We start from the raw sequence: 16,866 nt of genomic DNA, 5'->3' as shown, positions 1-16,866 counted from the left end.
CTGGGACTCCTGTGAGGTGTGGGTTGATGATCCGGCCGAACGCCGCGAGGCCACACCACGGCCCGGTCAGAACGGGTTCCTCCCCTTGGCCCAGGTCTTGTTCCAGTTGCCCAGTACCCCGGTGGCCTCGAACCCGCCGAGGTCGGTCGTCGCGAACGGGTCCTCCAGGTAGCGCACCTCGTCGTACTCCGGGCCGCGGACATCGACCCTGACGAGGGCCAACCGGTAGCGGGGAGCGGCGTTCTTGCCGGTGATGACCTCGTTGTGGGTGACGAAGAAGTTCTCCGCCCCCTCCATCCTGGCCTTGACCTCGATCCGGATCGTCTCCCCGTCTGCCTGGGTCGAGAGGATGTCGTATCCCGGGTTGTCGAACGCCTGCTCCTGCGGGGTGCGACCCAGCGCGCGCTCCAGGGGCAGGACCGCCTCGACACCGCGGCGCTCGACCTCCTTGGTCTCCTTGGCGTGGAGAGGCGCCTTCGCGGGGAGGTCGTCCTCGACCATCGTCGCGGGGAGCACGAGCGCGGTCGTCACGAGCCTGGGCGGCTTGGCGGACATGAGAGTCTGCCGGTCGATCTCCTCCAACCGCCGCTGAAGGCGGACGTCGAGCTCGGCGGCCTTGCGGGTCAGGCTCTCGGAGGACTCCTTGGGCCGCTCACCGTTCAGCTCCTTTCCGCGGGCCAGAGCAGCGCTCGCGAGCAGGCGCTCGGACTCGGACCGCAGACGTTCCCCGACCAGGTGTCGGGTGCGGGTCAGCTCGGCCTCACGACGGGGGCGCACTTCTGCCACGTACTCGGGCAGCCGGTGGCTGATGATCCAACTCGTCGCCTGGTCCTCCGCCTCCGCCATCCACTTCCAGTGCCTCGCTGAGGCGACGGCCGGGGTGTCGGGAGCGGCGACGCAGTCCAGGTAGGGGGCGGGACCGGCAGGGGTGACGATGCCGTACTCGTCGACGTAGGAGTACCCCAACCGGCGGTTCACGCTCGCCCCGGTCCCGTCCGTCACCTCCTCGACGACGCCCACGAGCAGGCGGGGCTCTTCGAGGGCGGGTGAGACCAGGACGGTGCCGGTGTTCAGTGCCCCTTCGTAACGGCGGATCGTCTCGTCCATGACGGCGTCGTGCAGCGGATGCCCGGGTGCCAGCAGGTCGGCGCGTTCCAGGCCCTCAGGCTGGACGTGTCCCGGGGAGAACGTCACCCGGGAGTAGCGCGAGGCGATGGCCGCCTTCCCGGTCGCGCGTACGGCGGCTGGGACACCGGTGATCTCGTGGCGGCCCCTCTCCCTGTGCACGATCCTGCCGCCGAGCCGGGTGAAGGCGGCCTTGAAGGCCGCCTCGATGTAGTGGGGCTGTAGGCGCCTCGCGCGGGCCTCGTCCATCGCGGCCCGCAGGGCCCGCAGCTCCGCGTCGGGTAGGCGGTCCGAGGCCAGTGCGCGTTCGTTGAGGAGTTCGACGAGGCCGTCGCCGACGGAGGCGTCGATGACCTGGTGCATCCTCGCGCGTGTCTCGGGGTGTTCACCGTACCGGATGGCGTCTTGGAGCAGTTCGCGCAGCGGCGTGCCGGTGAAGGATTCGCCGAGGACGTCGAAGACCTTGCCGCCGTAGGCCCTGCGCTGCTCGTCGACCTTGTCGAGCAGGCGCGTGAAGACCATGCCCTCGCGGGTGTTGGCGGCGACCAGGTTCCACAGACGGCAGACCTCGGTCTGGCCGATGCGGTGGATGCGGCCGAACCGCTGCTCGATGCGGTTGGGATTCCAGGGGAGGTCGTAGTTGACCATCAGATGGGCGGCCTGGAGGTTGAGGCCTTCACCGGCCGCGTCGGTGGCGATAAGGATCCGACAGTCGCGGTCGTGGGTGAACTCCTCGGTGATCGCTCGGCGTTCACGGCGGCTCACACCGCCGTGGATGGTCCGTACGGCCCGGTCCTGGCCGAGGAGGGCGCGGATACGGGAGGCGAGGTAGGAGAGTGTGTCGCGGTGCTCGGTGAAGACGATGAGCTTGCGCGGGTTCCCGTCGCCGTCGGCGGTGAGGGCGTGGTCCTGGAGGATGCGGGACAGCTCGGTCCATTTGCGGTCCCGGCCGCTGTCGCGCGCGGCGCGGGCGGTCCTGGCGAGGTCGGCGAGCTCAGCGAGTTCGGTGTCCAGTTCTTCGACTGTCTGTGCCGCGGTGGCCGAATCCAGCAGTTCGTCCTCGAAACCCTCGATCTCCTCGACGTTGTACTCGTCCCCGTCCAGGAGGTCGTAGTCGAACCTCGGGGACGGCTCCCGGTAGGTGCCGTTCAGGACGGCCTGCTTCTTCAGCTCCAGCCGTTCCGCCCGGCGGATGAGGGACCGGTGGATCGCCTCCGGGCTGGAGGCCAGGCGCCGTTGAAGCACGGTCAGGGCGAACCCGATGGTGTTGCGGCGCTTGCCGCCGACGCGTTCGGCGCGGTTCATACCCTCACGAACATAGGCGGTGACCTGCTCGTACAGGTCGTACTCCAGGGCGGTGAGCTCGTAGGGGACGGTCTCGGCGATGCGCTCGGGGAACAGTCGCCTGCCGTCGAAGGTCAACAGGTCCTCCTTGATCATGCGGCGCATGATCCCGGTGGTGTCGGCGGACCTCTCGGCACGTCCTTCGAACCGGTCCCTGTCCAGCAGGGTCAGGAAGAGTTGGAAGTCCTCCTCCTTGCCCGAGTGCGGGGTCGCGGTCATCAGCAGCAGGTGTCGGGTGACCTCGCCGAGGAGTTCACCGAGCTGGAACCTCTTGGTCCTGTCGACCTTCCCGCCGAAGTGGTGCGCTCCCATCCGGTGGGCCTCGTCCACGATGACCAGGTCCCACCCGGAGTCCTTGAGCTGGGCCAGCAGGCGCTCGTTGCGTGCCAGGTGGTCCATGCGCGCGATCAGCAGGGGATGGGTCTCGAAGACGTTGAGGTTGACGTTCGACTCGACCAGGTCGTTGGTCAGCAGGTCGAAGTGCAGGCCGAACTTGAGGAACAGCTCATCCTGCCACTGTTCCACCAACCCGCCGGGCGCGACGATCAGGCATCGTGTGACGTCGTCGCGGAGGATCAGCTCCTTGACGTACAGACCGGCCATGATCGTCTTGCCCGCACCGGGATCGTCCGCGAGGAGGAACCGCAGCGGGGTACGAGGCAGCAGCTCTCCGTAGACGGCACGGATCTGGTGCGGTAGCGGTTCCACGTCGCTCGTGGCCACCGCGAGCATCGGGTCGAACAGGCCGGCGAGGGTGATGCGCTTGGCCTCGGCCGCGACCTTGAAGTCGGTCGCGTCGCCGTCGAAGGAACGCGAACCGGACTGCGCGATCCGTAGGCGATCCTCGTCCTTGCGGAAGATGACCTGCTGGTCCAGTGCCCCCTTGGCGGTCTTGTAGGTCAGTTCGACAGCGGAGGTGCCGTGCCACTGGACGAAGATGACGGTGACCGGCTCAGCGGGGACCACACCTTCGATCTGCAGCCCCTGCCCGAGTTCTTCCAGCTGCACTGCCAGCCTCCTGTCATCCCCAGTCGGTGGCCTTCTGGCCATCGCCTTCGTGTGATTGGTCCGCCAGACAAGCCGCGAGTATGAGGATAAGCTCCTCATTGCCTCCTCTTTACCTTCGCAGCATTTCTCCCCCACGCTCGCAGAAAAGCCTTATGAACCGAGAAGAACGCCAGGACCTGGGAGCCCTCGTCACCCAGGTCAACGCCTGGAGCGCACGTGCCCGTACGGTCCTGGAGCAGCGCAGAGGCGCGCACGAGGACTTGCGGGTGTCGCTCGAGTATCTCCGGCGTTCCCTGTTCTCGGTCCACCGCGACGGACAGGTCGCCTGGCAGGTCCTGCCGATCACCGCTGAGACCGAGGACCGGCTGGGTGGCGTCCTCGCATGGGACGGGCGGCCGGAGATGGCTCGCACGGATCTCCAGATCCTGCGCGCCCTGGCCGAAGACATGCCCGCGCAGGTCCAGGCGGCTCGCTCGCTGCTGGGCCTGCGCCGGTTCCTCTCCTCATCCACCAAGAAGGACACGGCCGCCGACGCCGCCGCCCACCTCGCCGAGTACCGGGCCTGGGCGGAGCGGGAACGACTGTCTCACCGGCTGGACACGTTCGATGTCCCCGTCAGCCGAGTCAGGGTGGACGCCGCCCATGACCTGCCTCGGGGGAGGGTGCCGTTGGGCGAGCATGTGCCGCAGCTGGCGGGCCGGCCGACTCTTCTGGACGTGCGCGTGCTCGCGGACCTGGGCACCGCGATCGACAGGGTTCGGCAGGCCCAGCACCAGGTGGTCTATTACCGCGACGCCGCGCTGCGGGCGGGCAACGAGGTCCGCGAGGCGGAGACCCTGAAGGTACTCGCCGAGATGCCCCTGGACCGGCTGCGGGAGGCCACCCGTGACCGGCTGCGCACGGCCCCACTGGCGAACGCGGGGTTCACGACCGTGCTTGAGGTCCTGAATCTCGGCGGACACGTCATGCGGCTGCCGGGGATCGGGGAGAGGTCGGCCACACAACTCGTCGGGGCCGCTCGGACGCTGTGGCAGACCACGTTCGACGAGATGCCCGCCCGCATCGACATTCGCAACCGCACCGACCACACCACGAGGTTCCTCCAGTCCCTGCGCGCCTGGGACGCCGCCCGCGGCCTGTCGGGCACCTCCACCCTGGTGGCTCGAACGGAGGAACTCGCCCCACTGGCCGACCGCCTGAAGTTCGTGAGGGCCACACACCTGGCTCTCTATCCCACCGCGCACGCTCCTGCCCCCGATCAGTTGACCGAAGACGTCAGGGCCGTGTGCGAAGGTGCCGCCCGCCTGGGTACCTTTGCCGCCGGGGCGGTCACCGACGGGGACGTGTGGGACGACTTCATCTCCCGCCCCGCGGACTACTTCGCCCTGCTGGCCGAACTCGGGCTCAACCCCGAGGACGAGTCCACGTCCACCGGTGACCTGCCTGACGAGATCGTCCAGGCCATCCGCGACCTCGCGCTGAAGACCGACCACCTCAAGGTCTCGGCTCTGCGCGGTTACCAGAGCTTCGCCGCACGCTTTGCCCTCGTGCAGCGCAAGGTCATCATCGGCGACGAGATGGGTCTGGGGAAGACCGTCGAAGCCCTCGCCGTCCTCGCCCATCTGAGCGCGCTCGGCGAGAGCCATTTCCTGGTGATCTGCCCTGCGGCAGTGGTCACCAACTGGACACGTGAGGTCACCGCCAAGTCCACATTGCGTGTCCACCGCGCACACGGTCCCGAGCGTGACCAGGCACTGCGCTCCTGGATCCACCGAGGCGGGGTCGCCGTGACCACGTTCGAGACCCTCGCCCGGTTCGAGAGCCAGCTGTCGAGCATCCAGGAGTTGGCGTGCGTTGTGGTCGACGAGGCCCACTACGTCAAGAACCCGGACGCCAAACGCTCCCGCCGCACAGCGCAGCTGATCACACGTTCCCCACGCGCGATCCTGCTGACCGGTACTCCGCTCGAGAACAGGATCGAGGAGTTCGCCAACCTCGTGCGCTATCTGCAGCCCGGTCTCGTCGTGGACACCTCCGAGTTGTCCCCGCGCAGGTTCCGCAAGCAGGTCGCTCCCGCTTACCTGCGTCGCAATCAGGAGGACGTGCTCGACGAGCTCCCGGACCTCGTCGAGGTCGACGAGTTCGTCCCGCTTTCCCAGACAGACCGAACCGCCTACCTCAGGGCAGTCGATGAGGGGAACTTCGCGGCCATGCGGCAGGCCGCCATGCTGGAGGGTCGAGCTTCGGGCAAGGTCGGGCGGCTGCTGGAGATTGTCGAGGAAGCTGAGGCCAACGGCCGACGTGTGATCGTCTTCTCCCACTTCCTGGATGTCCTGAAGCTGGTGGCCAAGGTGCTGCCAGGCAAGGTCTTCGGGCCCCTGACAGGTTCCGTGGCGGCCGTGCAGCGGCAACGAATGGTGGATGACTTCTCCGCAGCCCGCAGGGGAGCGGTCCTGGTCTCGCAGGTTCAGGCGGGTGGCGTGGGCCTGAACATCCAGGCCGCCTCCGTGGTCGTGATCTGTGAGCCCCAGCTCAAGCCCACCATCGAGTGGCAGGCCATCGCACGGGCACACCGCATGGGCCAGCTCGAATCCGTGCAGGTCCACCGGTTGCTGAGCGAGGAGGGCGTTGACCAGCGGATCAGGCAGATCCTGGCGCGCAAGAGCGTTCTGTTCGACGACTTCGCCCGCCAGTCCGCGACGGCGGAGAGCGCCCCCGAGGCCTTCGACGTGTCCGAGGCTGAACTCACCCGCGAAATCGTCGCCGAAGAACGCGAACGCCTGCTCGGCCAGAAGTAGGGCGATAGTAGGGCGATGTCCCTGTGCTGTGCTTGGGGGAGTCCCGGGTTGGCCGTGTTCCGTCCACCGGTCCGTTTTCCTGCGAAGAGAGAAACTCCACTGCCTTGAGCACTTTCGGGTCGTCCAGTGGAGCCGCGCCTGTCCGGTGCCGTTGGCCACGGCGATGGGCGATGTCACCGTGACGGGTTTCCCGGACCGCGTCCGCCGTCGATCGTCACTCCGCCCCTCTACCTTGGCGGCCATGGATCCTCAGGCGTGTCTGTCCGTCCCGCTTCCCTCCGGCCGCATGCTCTCCTCCCACGCGGGGGACCCCCTGCTCTGGGTGAGCGACGAACCCGTCCCGGTGGGTCTGTGGCCCCGGCTGCTCGCCGAGTCCCCGCGTTCGGGGTGGTGGCCGCTGCTCTTGGAGGACTTCGACCGCTACCGGGATCGGTTCCGGGAGGCGCCGACGCTCAAGCGGTTCACCCCGCTCACGGACCACGATCCGGCGGAACTCCTCGCCGGGTGGTGGGCGGGGTACACCGGCCCCTTCGACCCCGATCTGGGGGAGACGGAACCGCGCCCGAACGTGACCGCCCCTTTCGGTGCGGACTGGCCAGGGACGGTTCCCGCCGCTTCGCTGCCCGAGGGGGCGGCGGAGGACGAGGCCGCCGAGTGCGCCGATCTCCTGGTCGAGCACGTGTCCGGGCAGCGTCTGGGCCTGGTGCGGGCCTCATCGGGGGCGCAGGCCCTGATCGCGTGCGGATGGTCGGGCCCGCTCAACTACGACAACGACACCGCCGTGTTCGCCGCCGTCGTCGCCGACTGGCAACACCGCTTCGGCGCGCGCGTCCTGGGCCTGGGCTTCGACACCCTGACACTGAGCGTCGCCGCGCCGCCCGCCGACACCGAACAGGCTCTGCGCGTGGCCGCCGAGCACTTCGCGTTCTGCCCGGACCAGATCTGGCAGGGGCACGCTCACCGGCTCCGGGACTACGCCGAACGTCTCGTCGACCGTCCCGTCTGGACCTTCTGGTGGGACTGAGGGGGCGGTTCTGCGGTTTGGCTCACCCAGTGGGAACCCTCGGCACCGAAACAGACTGGATGTCGGCTCTGTCCCGGAGGTCGCGAGCCGGTGGCTGGAGACCGCTGTTCTCCGAGCGTTCCCGCCGCTCCTCGTGAGGCATCACGTCGACACTCTGTATGACCACGAATCACCTGATTGTTAGAGATGCGACATGAAGTTGCTGTGTCGTGCTTCAACTTCGCGAATATGGATGAAAAGGACTTCCTGTGGACTTGGTATTTTGTTTCAAGTATTGTTGGGTGGGCGATCATGGATGATTGGCGGATGGGATCTGCGCCTGCTGATTCCGAGTCGTGAATGTGTGGGCCTTCGGTGGGATCCTTGGCCTATCTTCGCGTTTCCAGGTTGGTGGGCTGTGGTTTCATTCGAAATCCTTCTGGTGCTAGGATGTGACCCCCGTAAAGGCAAGGAGATCTCCTTCGTTGTCCATCCCCCTTAATGAGAAGCTCACCCTCACTCCTCCTTTGGGAGAAACGCAGGTCAGCGGCTTGACGTGTAAGAGTGTGAAGTCGGAAGGCGCTGTTCGTGATTGGACCCTCTCCGTTGAGGGGCATTCCAGCGTCACGATCCGGGATACCCGGTGGAAGAACGGAGAACGCGACCTGAAGCCGCGCCTCCCGGATCCGGTACCTGTCGACACTCCTCATCCACTGATGCTGCTCAACGGAAGGCGCCGAGCCGGAATCCACCGCGTACCCACTCGGAGCGACCGTGTCTGGATGGCGGTCAACGTGGTTTTCCCGGGAGAGGACGACTGGCCGAAACGAACCTCTCCGGCGTTGGAGGGCTTGCACATGCATTGCGGGCGAGAACTCGTCGAGCGAGTCCGCGATCTGGGAATCGCTGATCTGGGACCGAAGTCCCAACTCCTTCCGACCAAGGAAGGCGACCGGACGAAGAACCAGCTTCGCGCCCTGTTCGGCGAGTCGGAAGAGGTCGCCCCGGTCGCGCTCTATGCCGTCACTCATCTGGTTCCGACGCTTCGGTACATCGGCTGGATCTGACGCAGGAACGACGACCCGTGAGCCGCGCCCGCCTCCGCCTCACGGGTCGTGGAAACCGGTGAGGTCGACGTCGGGGGCGTCGGTGTACACCACACCGCGCTCGGGCGGGATGGGTTCGCCGGAGGCGGCGTCGGTGCAGTGGGCGTCGAACATCCGCGCCTCGTCGAGGGGGATCAGCCGCCGGTCGGCGATCGTCCAGCCGCGCACCAGCTTGACGGGGATGTCGACCCCGTTGGGCAACGTGTGGGAGACCTGGCCGGTGAAACTGCGCAGGATCAGCGCCGCGGCGCCGCCACCGTCGACGGCGGCGCACAGCCGTTCCACCACGGGCGGATGCTCGACGTACAGGCCGCCGCGCCGACGGTCGACGGCGGTGGACATCGCGTGTCGGGTGTGCAGGGTCAGCAGGTGGTGGTCGTGGGGCAGGCCGTTCAGGACGGCGCACAGCAGGGCGTGGGCGCGAGGAGAGAGCATGTTTTGAGTATGCGCGCGCCGACCCGGCCGGATCGGGTTGTCCACAGGGTGGATCGAGGCGGGTCCCGCGTTCGGCGGTGAGGGGACGCCGAAGCGTCCGTCCCGGACACGGCCGACGGTCAGCGCCGCCCGTCGACCAGCAGCTTCTTTTGCACCTTGCCCATGGCGTTGCGCGGCAGCGCCTCCACCACGCGCACCTCGCGCGGGCGCTTGTGGGCGGACAGGCGGGCGGCCACGTGGTCGATGACCTCTCCCGGGGCGATGCCGTCGCCCACCAGGTAGGCGACGATCCGCTGCCCCAGGTCGTCGTCGGGCTCGCCCACCACGGCGGCCTCCCGGACCGAGGGGTGGCCGAGCAGCGCCGCCTCGATCTCGCCCGCGCCGACCCGGTAGCCGCCGGTCTTGATCATGTCGACCGACATCCGCCCCACGATCCGGTGCCAGCCCTCCCCGTCCAGGACGGCCGCGTCCCCGGTGCGGAACCAGCCGTCGTCGGTCCACGCGGCCGCCGTGGCCTCCGGCAGGCCGAGGTATCCGTCGAACAGGGTGGCGCCGCGCACCTGGAGCTCCCCGATCGACTCCCCGTCCGACGGGACGTGCTCGCCGTGCTCACCGCGCAGCCGCGACTCCACGCCGGGCAGCGTTGTTCCCACCCAGCCGGTGCGGCGCGGGGCGTCGGCGCGCGCGGCGACCGTGATCAGCGACTCGGTCATCCCGTACCGCTCCACGGGGCTGTGGCCGACCAGCGCGCGCAGGTCCTCGGCCACCGGGTCGGGGAGGGGAGCGCTGCCGGACACCAGCAGCCGGGCACCGGCCAGGGCGCGGGCGCTGTCGGGATCGCGGACGATCCGCGACCACACGGTCGGGACGCCGAAGAACAGCGTGCCCCCCTCCTTGGCCGCGGCGGCGTAGGCGGCGGGGGTCGGGCGGACGGTGTGCACGAGCGGGCCGCCCACCCGCAGGGCCCCCAGCACGCCCAGGACCAGACCGTGCACGTGGAACAGCGGCAGGCCGTGGACCAGCACGTCGTCGGGGGTCCAGGCCCAGGCGTCGGCGAGGCCGTCCAGGCAGGCCGCCATGGCTCCCCGGGAGATCACGACGCCCTTGGGCGGGCCGGTGGTGCCGGAGGTGTACAGGATCAGCCCGGTGGATTCGGGGGAGGGCTCGGGGAAGGCGGCGCAGGAGCGCTCGGCCGGGTCGACGGGGACCGCGGGCAGGTCGACGCCGTCCCGCGGCTCGCCCAACCACAGGGCGGCGCCGGAGTCGCGCACGATGTGGCGACGCTCGGCCACCCCGGAGTCGGATGGGACCGGGACCACGGGAACCCCCGCCAACAGGCCGCCGACCACGGCGACCACCGTGCGCAGCGACGCCTCCCCGTGCACGGCGACGGCGCGGGCACCGGCGATCCGGTCGGCCACGGCCGCGGCCGCCGACCAGAGCCCCTCGCTGTCGAGTGCCTCGTCGCCGACCCTCACCGCGAGCCCGTCGCCCGTCCCGGAACCCAGCAGCATGTCCGTCACCGTCCGTCGTCCGTCCCCGATCCGATCGCGAGCCAGTACACCACACGGCCGTCGTGGCCGGATCAGGCCAGAACCGTGACGGTGTGGGTGACGATGGTTACATTGTCGGGATGTTCCCCGAGCCCACCGACACCCGCAGGGAGCGGAGGTCGGGCAGTGAACGGAGCGCCTGCTGAAGTGGAGTCCCTCACCTCGGTCGACCCTCGCCGTATCGGCCCTTATCGGTCGCTCGCCCGTCTCGGGGCCGGGGGGATGGGCAGGGTCTACCTGGCCCGTAGCCCGGACGGCCACCTCTGCGCGCTCAAGGTGGTCAAGGAGGATCTGGCACACGACACCGACTTTCGCGCACGCTTCGCCCGGGAGGTCCGTGTGGCCCAGCGGGTCCGCGGTCCATTCACTCCCGCGGTGGTGGACGCCGCGCCTGACGCATCGATCCCGTGGATGGCCACCGAGTACGTGGCCGGCCCCACCTTGGCGGAGGCCGTCACAGCGGGAGGCCCTTTTCGCGAACCCTCGCTGTCGATCCTGACCTTGGGCCTCACGCGCGCCCTGGCCGCCGTGCACGACGTCGGACTCGTGCACCGTGACCTGAAGCCGGGCAACGTCCTCCTGTCTCCGCGTGGCCCCCAGGTGATCGACTTCGGCATCGCCAAGGCGGTGGAGGGCACCGTGCTCACCCGTACGGGTCAGGCCTTCGGTACCCCCGCCTACATCTCTCCCGAGCTGGTCACAGGCGCGGACGCCACCCCGCGCAGTGATGTGTTCTCGCTGGCGGGGACGGTCGTCTTCGCGGCCTTGGGGCGGCCACCGTTCCCGATCGTCTCCGTGGGCGGGGGGCCCGCGGACCGGCGTGCACAGGTGTTGAGGAGCGTTCTGTCCGGCGAACCGCGGCTCGACGCGCTGCCCGAGGGGCCGCTCCGCGCCCTTCTGGCCCGTTGCCTGGCCAAGGACCCGCGAGAGCGTCCCGACACGGCGGAGATCGAGCACGAACTGTCCTCGATGTCGCTGACACCGGCCGAGCATGGATGGCTCCCACCGCTTGTCACCGATCAGATCGAACTCAGAGCGGAGGAGAGCCGACGGACCCAGGAGGCCGATGGCACTACGGACTCTCAGGAGAAGGGGAGCCGACGTCCGTGGTGGCGTCGCCGCGCCACCCTGGCGGCCACCGCCGCGGCCACGGCGGTGGCCGTCGCGGGCGCTTGCACCCTCGTGTTCACCGGACTCCCCTTCGGAACACACGAGACACCCGGAGGCCCGACCTCCACACACCCCTCCGCGGAAGCGACGTCGCCATCGGAGCCGGACTTGTCGTCAGTGCGGCTCAACCCGCCCTACGACATGGGCTTCTCCGCGGACGGGCAGACCCTGTACGTCTTCGATCTGGAGTTGTCGGCCTGGGACTGGAACGAGGGCGAACCGGTCGACCGCTATGAACCCGCGCCGAGGAACACCGGCTTCGGCGCGGGGGGACACATCCTCGCCGTCTACGACGACCGCGTTCAGATGTGGGACGGCGACAGCACCACGGTGCCCTCCAGCTTCACCGGCGAGAGGGAGAGTGAGACCGACGGTCGCATCTTCCAGTACGGTACGCCCGCGATCACCGACGATGGGACCACGTTCGCCGTCACCGCAGCCGAGGACGGTCGGCCCTACAAGGGAGAGGTCGTCCAGATATGGGATGTGCGGGCGGGAGAGGTCACAGCCGAGATCCAGTTGGACGAAGCCGTCAGAGAACTCCGTTTCACCCCTGACGGTTCTCTCCTGCTCGGCTGGGAGCACGGCGAGTTCGAGCCCGCCGCCGTCCATGTGTGGGCAGTGGACACGGGTGACCCGGTCCATCGGATCGACGGGGGGTACCGCCCGAAGATCGCGCTCTCCCCCGACAGCCGGACCATGGTGCTTCTGTACCAAGCGGAGAACTCGGACACGTCTTACCGGCTGATCGACCTCGACACAGGGCAACTCTCGGGGCGGTTGGCGGACTTGGACAAAAACAATGTCTGCGACCTCGCCTATTCCGCCGACGGCTCCTCCGTTTACGCCGCCCCGTGCCTGCATCTCGACGGACTAGGCAGCGTCTGGGACGCCGAGACCGGCCAGGTCACGCAGACCGACCTGCCTCTCTTCTACCCCCTCGCCCTTCATCCCGATGGAGAACACATCGCCACCATGGCCCGCGACCATCGAATGCTCGTTCTGGACTCCGACCTCGACGTCGTCACCGAGTTCACCTGACCGGAATCCCTCATGCAGCGACTCGCTTCCCATGATCCGCGCCAGGTCGGTCCCTACCGGATCATCACCCTGCTCGGCGCCGGCGGCATGGGCCGTGTCTATCTCGGTCTGGACTCCGAGAGGACGCCCGCGGCCGTCAAGGTCGTTCGCGCCGAATACGCCTACGAGCCGGACTTTCGGGCCCGCTTCGCCCGCGAACTCGATCTCGTTCAGCAGGTCCACGGCCCCCACACACCGCGTGTTCTGGCCGCCGACCCGCATGCGCCGACCCCCTGGATGGCCACCGAGTACGTCCTGGGTCCTTCTCTGCACGACTTGGTCCGACGCGCCGGCCCACTCCCTGAGCGCACCGTCCTGCTCCTGGCCAGGGGGATCGCGCAGGCGCTCGAGCGTGTCCACACCGCCGGGCTGGTCCACCGTGACCTCAAACCCGGCAACGTCATGGTGGACGCTGTCGGCCCGCAGGTCATCGACTTCGGTATCGCCCGTGCCTTGGCGGAGCCCTCGAGCGAGGAGAAGGCCGAGATCATCGGTACGCCCGGGTACATGGCTCCCGAAACGGTGCGCGGCGGGGAGGGCGGATCAGCGGCCGACGTCTTCGCGTTCGGCGGTGTCCTCGTCTACGCCCTGACTGGTACCGGGCCGTTCGGCACCGGTCACCCCGCCGCCATCCAGTACCGCATCACCAGCCGGGATCCGGAGCTCACCGGAGTCCCGGACAGCCTCATCGCCCTCGTATCGGCCTGCCTGGACAAGGATCCCCACGGTCGGCCCACAGCCGCCGAAGTCCTGCGCGAACTGGGCAGCCCAGATGATCCGCTGCCAGAGGCCGAGGAGTGGCTGCCACCGTCCGCCGCGCGGATCGTCGACTCCGTCGGCGACGAGTACAGGGCGGCCCTGGCGGCGTTCCCGGCGAGCGGCACGAAGGTGCTCGCACGCCGACGCCCGATGCTCGTCGGGGGTTCGGCGGCCGCCCTCGTCCTGCTCGTGGGTGCGGGCACATGGGCGATTACCGGGTCCGGGGGCGGCGCGGCACCCCACGAGCCGGCGGGGGAACGTGACCGGTGCGACGTGACCCGACACATCGCTCCCGAGTTCGGCGAGGCGGCGAGCGACCGTCCGACCCTGCCCACGAACATCCACAACACGCCGATGTTCTCCGCCGACGGCAGCGCGGTCGCCGTCGGTAGCAACCGGGGCATCGTCGTGTGGGACTGGGAACAGGAGACCGAAGTCGCACGCATCGACGTGGACTCCGACGCGGACACGGTCAGGCCAGTCCTGAGCCCCGACGGGTGCCGACTGGGTTTCGCCAACTCCGACGGCGCGCACGTGTACGTCTTGGAGACCGGGGAACACACGATCTACCGCACGGGCACGGCGATCTCCGCCATGGCCTTCTCACCGGACGGTGAGACCGTGGCCCTGACCGAGACGGGCGGCGGGACCGGGTCGGCGATGCCCGTCCTGGACCTGGAATCAGGCGAGGTGATCCAGACCCTGAGGGGGGCGGGCGCGGCCAGAAACATCGTCTACTCACCGGACGGCGAGCACGTCGGCGCGCTCGGCCGCAGCGGATCCGTCACGGTCTGGGATGTCCGAACCGGGCAGGAGATCAACACGTTCTACGGCACCGTGGGCGAGGGCGACAGCCTGTCCATACCGACCAACGACGGTGACATCCTCTACTTGGGCTGGGATGAGGAGAGCGTCGTGCACTCCAACTATCTGACCGGGGAGAGCGGGCGCACCTTCGACGCTCCACGGCGTCTCGGCGAGTTCGCGCTGAGCCTTCGGTCCGACCGGTTGTTCGCACCCCACGTCGATTTCAGCGGCGAGATCGTCATGACTGACGAAGAATCCTGCGGCCTGACGGTGTGGGAGTTCTCCAGTGGAGAGCGGCTCTCCACCCGGCGAGACGAAGAGTGCGTGCGGCTGCTCGACGCCCACCCGGACGGCGAGGTGATCATCGCTCTGCCCATCGACAACGCCCCCCTGTGGGTCCTGGACACGACTACGCTGCGCTTGGTCACGGGTATCGGCTGACCCCAACCCCATCACGAACCTGAAGGCCTATGGAACCATTGCACCCGTACGACCCACCATCCGCCGGTCCCTTTACCTTCCACGCACGTCTGGGCGATAACGCCTGGTCTCGCACTTACCTGGCTTCGGCTTCGGGCCTCGAGTCCGTGGCGGTCACAGTGGTGCGCGCCGAACAGGCGACCGACTCCGAGTTCCGCTCTGCCCTTGAGCGACTGGTCTCCGAGTCCTCAGGCATGGACAGCGCGCACGTGTGTGAGATCAAGGACGCCGACCTCGGCGGTGTGGTGCCGTGGGTGGCCCTGTCACGCCCGCTCGGTCCCACGCTGGCCGACTATGTCCGAGTGCGCGGCCCACTGACCGCCGACGCCCTGCACTCCCTGGGGTCGGCCCTCGCCCAGGCCCTGTTCGACATGCACTCCGCAGGATTCCCCCACGGATCGCTGTGGCCCGACGGCGTCCTGATGACCACGAGGGAAGCCGTCCTGGCCGATCCGGGACTGGGGAGGGCGGTCGGCGATACCAGACCGTACGCGCCGCACCCGTCGTTCGTGCCGCACGTGGATGGCTCCGCGTTCTCCGGAGACGTCTTCGCGTGGGCGGCGACACTGGTGTATGCGGCCAGTGGAGAGGAAGGGCCGTCGGGGTTGTCCCGACTTCCCCTTGAACTGCGCGGGCTCGTCCAGGCATGTCTCAGGCGGAGCCCGGCCCTGCGTCCCAGCGCCGCCGACCTGGTACGCGGTCTCGGGGGACCGGCCGCCGTCCGGCCGTGGCCGCAGCGGACCCTGGAGGCCGTCGAGGCCGTGGGCCTGCGCCAACGCCGAGTCTTGCAGACAGGAACGTCGGGAGACGTTCCTGTCTCCGGGCGCGGACGCCGCACACTGCTCCTCGTCAGCGCCTGCGTGGCGTTGTCGCTCGTGGCCGGAGTCGGCGCGGTCTGGGGATGGCCCCGTTGGACCGGGGACACCCCGGAGGAGGAAGTGACGGCAATGACCGGGATGATCACGGACGCGACGTGTTCGGACGGCAGCGGGTATCCGGTTCCGGAGGGTGAGGTGAGGGGTGGGGACACCACGGTGTGGAACACGGCCTTCGGCCCGGGAGGCGACGTTCTGGCCGTCGGCACCGAGGAGCATGGACTGATGCTCTGGGACTGGAGGGACGGTGAGGAGGTCGCTCGCCTGTCGGACGGCGCGAGTTGGCGGGTGAAGCCGTTCTTCGCCCCTGTGGGGTGCATGGTGGCGGCAGGCGTCCCAGTCGAGTACGACGACTACGCGCCCCCCGTTACGGTGGTGCACACGTTCGACGTTCCGTCGGGAACGACGACCGTGCATTTCGGCCCCCAGTCAGGTCCGGAGGGGCCTGACGGTCTTTGGACGAGCGTGCCTCGTGACGCGCTGTCAGTCGCTTTCAGCCCTGACGGGTCCCGTATGGCACTGACTCTGGAGGCCCGCGGGGACGCCGCCGTCGGACTTCTCGACACGACGAGTGGGGGAGGAACAGGGGCACTCATCGAGGTCGGCGAGTTGAACGACGACCATGAACGAACGGCGTTTTTTGACGATGACCGTCTGATCACCAGAACCCGCGACGAGATCTTCGTATGGGACACGGGGTCGGGCTCGTTGCTCAACCGGGTGAGCAACATGGATGAGTCCGACTTCGCGTTGATCCCAGGTGGCGACGAGCTTGTCTATTTCGACGGTGGCCGACTCGTGCTGTGGGACCCCGTGGAGCGCACGGCAGAGAGAACGGTCGTTCTTGAGGGCTTCGACGCGGATGGGGCCTCGTATGATTTCACGGGCGAACTGACTGCCGAGCGGGCCGCGTTTCTTCCCGACACGGGCTACTCGCCCTTCTACGAGCTCACCGTGGATCCCGGGAGGTCGCGTCTCTACGCGAGTCGGATGACGTTCGACGAGGACTCTGGCGCTGTGTTCAGGAGCCATGTGTGGGACATGGAGACCGGCGAGGACCTCATCGTCGGTTCGGAGGACTTCCTGTTCACGCAGCTTTCCCTCCACCCCGACGGTGAGGTTCTCGCCATCGTCACTCCTGATGACCGTGTCGCGTTGGCGGACCCGGACACCCTGGAAGTGTGGGACCCCCTGTTCTGACAGCATTGCGGGAGCAGGAAGGCCGTGTCACCGGCGCCACTGCGGCGGTGTTCGAGGTGCGTGCCGTGGAGGATGTCGGTGTCGGGTGCCAGGAGTGTTCCGACGCAATGGAGCGACCACGTT

Annotated in this window: 9 protein-coding genes; 6 read left to right on the top strand and 3 right to left on the bottom strand. The window is 68.4% G+C overall.

Going from position 1 to position 16,866, the window contains the following annotated elements; translation table 11 throughout:
• Positions 1 to 66 precede the first annotated feature (66 nt).
• A complete protein-coding gene (locus KIK06_RS09850; protein ID WP_268642917.1) occupies positions 67 to 3,477 on the bottom strand; it encodes a helicase-related protein in 3,411 nt (1,136 codons plus the stop codon).
• A gap of 152 nt (positions 3,478 to 3,629) precedes the next feature.
• On the opposite strand from KIK06_RS09850, the gene KIK06_RS09845 reads away from it, so the two are divergent.
• The 3 genes from KIK06_RS09845 to KIK06_RS09835 all read left to right on the top strand — a co-directional run bounded on the left by KIK06_RS09845 (position 3,630) and on the right by KIK06_RS09835 (position 8,345).
• Entirely contained in the window at positions 3,630 to 6,275 is a 2,646-nt protein-coding gene (locus tag KIK06_RS09845; RefSeq protein WP_268642916.1) for a DEAD/DEAH box helicase, read from the top strand.
• 241 nt (positions 6,276 to 6,516) lie between these two features.
• Positions 6,517 to 7,299, top strand: coding sequence for a DUF4253 domain-containing protein (locus KIK06_RS09840; RefSeq protein WP_268642915.1), 783 nt, complete (start codon positions 6,517 to 6,519; stop codon positions 7,297 to 7,299).
• A gap of 761 nt (positions 7,300 to 8,060) precedes the next feature.
• Positions 8,061 to 8,345 (top strand): hypothetical protein, encoded by a 285-nt coding sequence (locus KIK06_RS09835; protein WP_268642914.1) that lies wholly within the window; start codon positions 8,061 to 8,063, stop codon positions 8,343 to 8,345.
• Between the two features lie 39 nt (positions 8,346 to 8,384).
• Here the strand turns inward: KIK06_RS09835 and KIK06_RS09830 are convergent, their stop codons facing one another.
• Together KIK06_RS09830 and KIK06_RS09825 are read right to left on the bottom strand one after the other, a co-directional pair.
• Positions 8,385 to 8,819: a hypothetical protein gene (locus KIK06_RS09830; RefSeq protein WP_268642913.1), complete on the bottom strand. Its 435-nt coding sequence runs from the start codon at positions 8,817 to 8,819 to the stop codon at positions 8,385 to 8,387.
• Between the two features lie 119 nt (positions 8,820 to 8,938).
• A complete protein-coding gene (locus KIK06_RS09825; RefSeq protein ID WP_268642912.1) occupies positions 8,939 to 10,333 on the bottom strand; it encodes an acyl-CoA synthetase in 1,395 nt (464 codons plus the stop codon).
• 186 nt (positions 10,334 to 10,519) lie between these two features.
• Here KIK06_RS09825 and KIK06_RS09820 point away from each other — a divergent pair, with 186 nt between their 5' ends.
• Genes KIK06_RS09820 through KIK06_RS09810 form a run of 3 tightly spaced genes read left to right on the top strand, consistent with a single transcriptional unit; the run spans position 10,520 to position 16,743 of the window.
• Positions 10,520 to 12,583 (top strand): WD40 repeat domain-containing serine/threonine protein kinase, encoded by a 2,064-nt coding sequence (locus tag KIK06_RS09820; RefSeq protein ID WP_268642911.1) that lies wholly within the window; start codon positions 10,520 to 10,522, stop codon positions 12,581 to 12,583.
• A gap of 12 nt (positions 12,584 to 12,595) precedes the next feature.
• Positions 12,596 to 14,629: a WD40 repeat domain-containing serine/threonine protein kinase gene (locus KIK06_RS09815; RefSeq protein ID WP_268642910.1), complete on the top strand. Its 2,034-nt coding sequence runs from the start codon at positions 12,596 to 12,598 to the stop codon at positions 14,627 to 14,629.
• Positions 14,630 to 14,667: 38 nt separating this feature from the next.
• Positions 14,668 to 16,743, top strand: coding sequence for an acyl-ACP thioesterase (locus KIK06_RS09810; protein WP_442789757.1), 2,076 nt, complete (start codon positions 14,668 to 14,670; stop codon positions 16,741 to 16,743).
• Positions 16,744 to 16,866: the final 123 nt, after the last annotated feature.

Source organism: Nocardiopsis sp. EMB25, assembly GCF_026797795.1.
Lineage (GTDB): Bacteria > Actinomycetota > Actinomycetes > Streptosporangiales > Streptosporangiaceae > Nocardiopsis > Nocardiopsis lucentensis.
The sequence above is the reverse complement of the archived record's forward strand: the minus strand, read 5'-3'. Positions and strand labels throughout refer to the sequence as shown.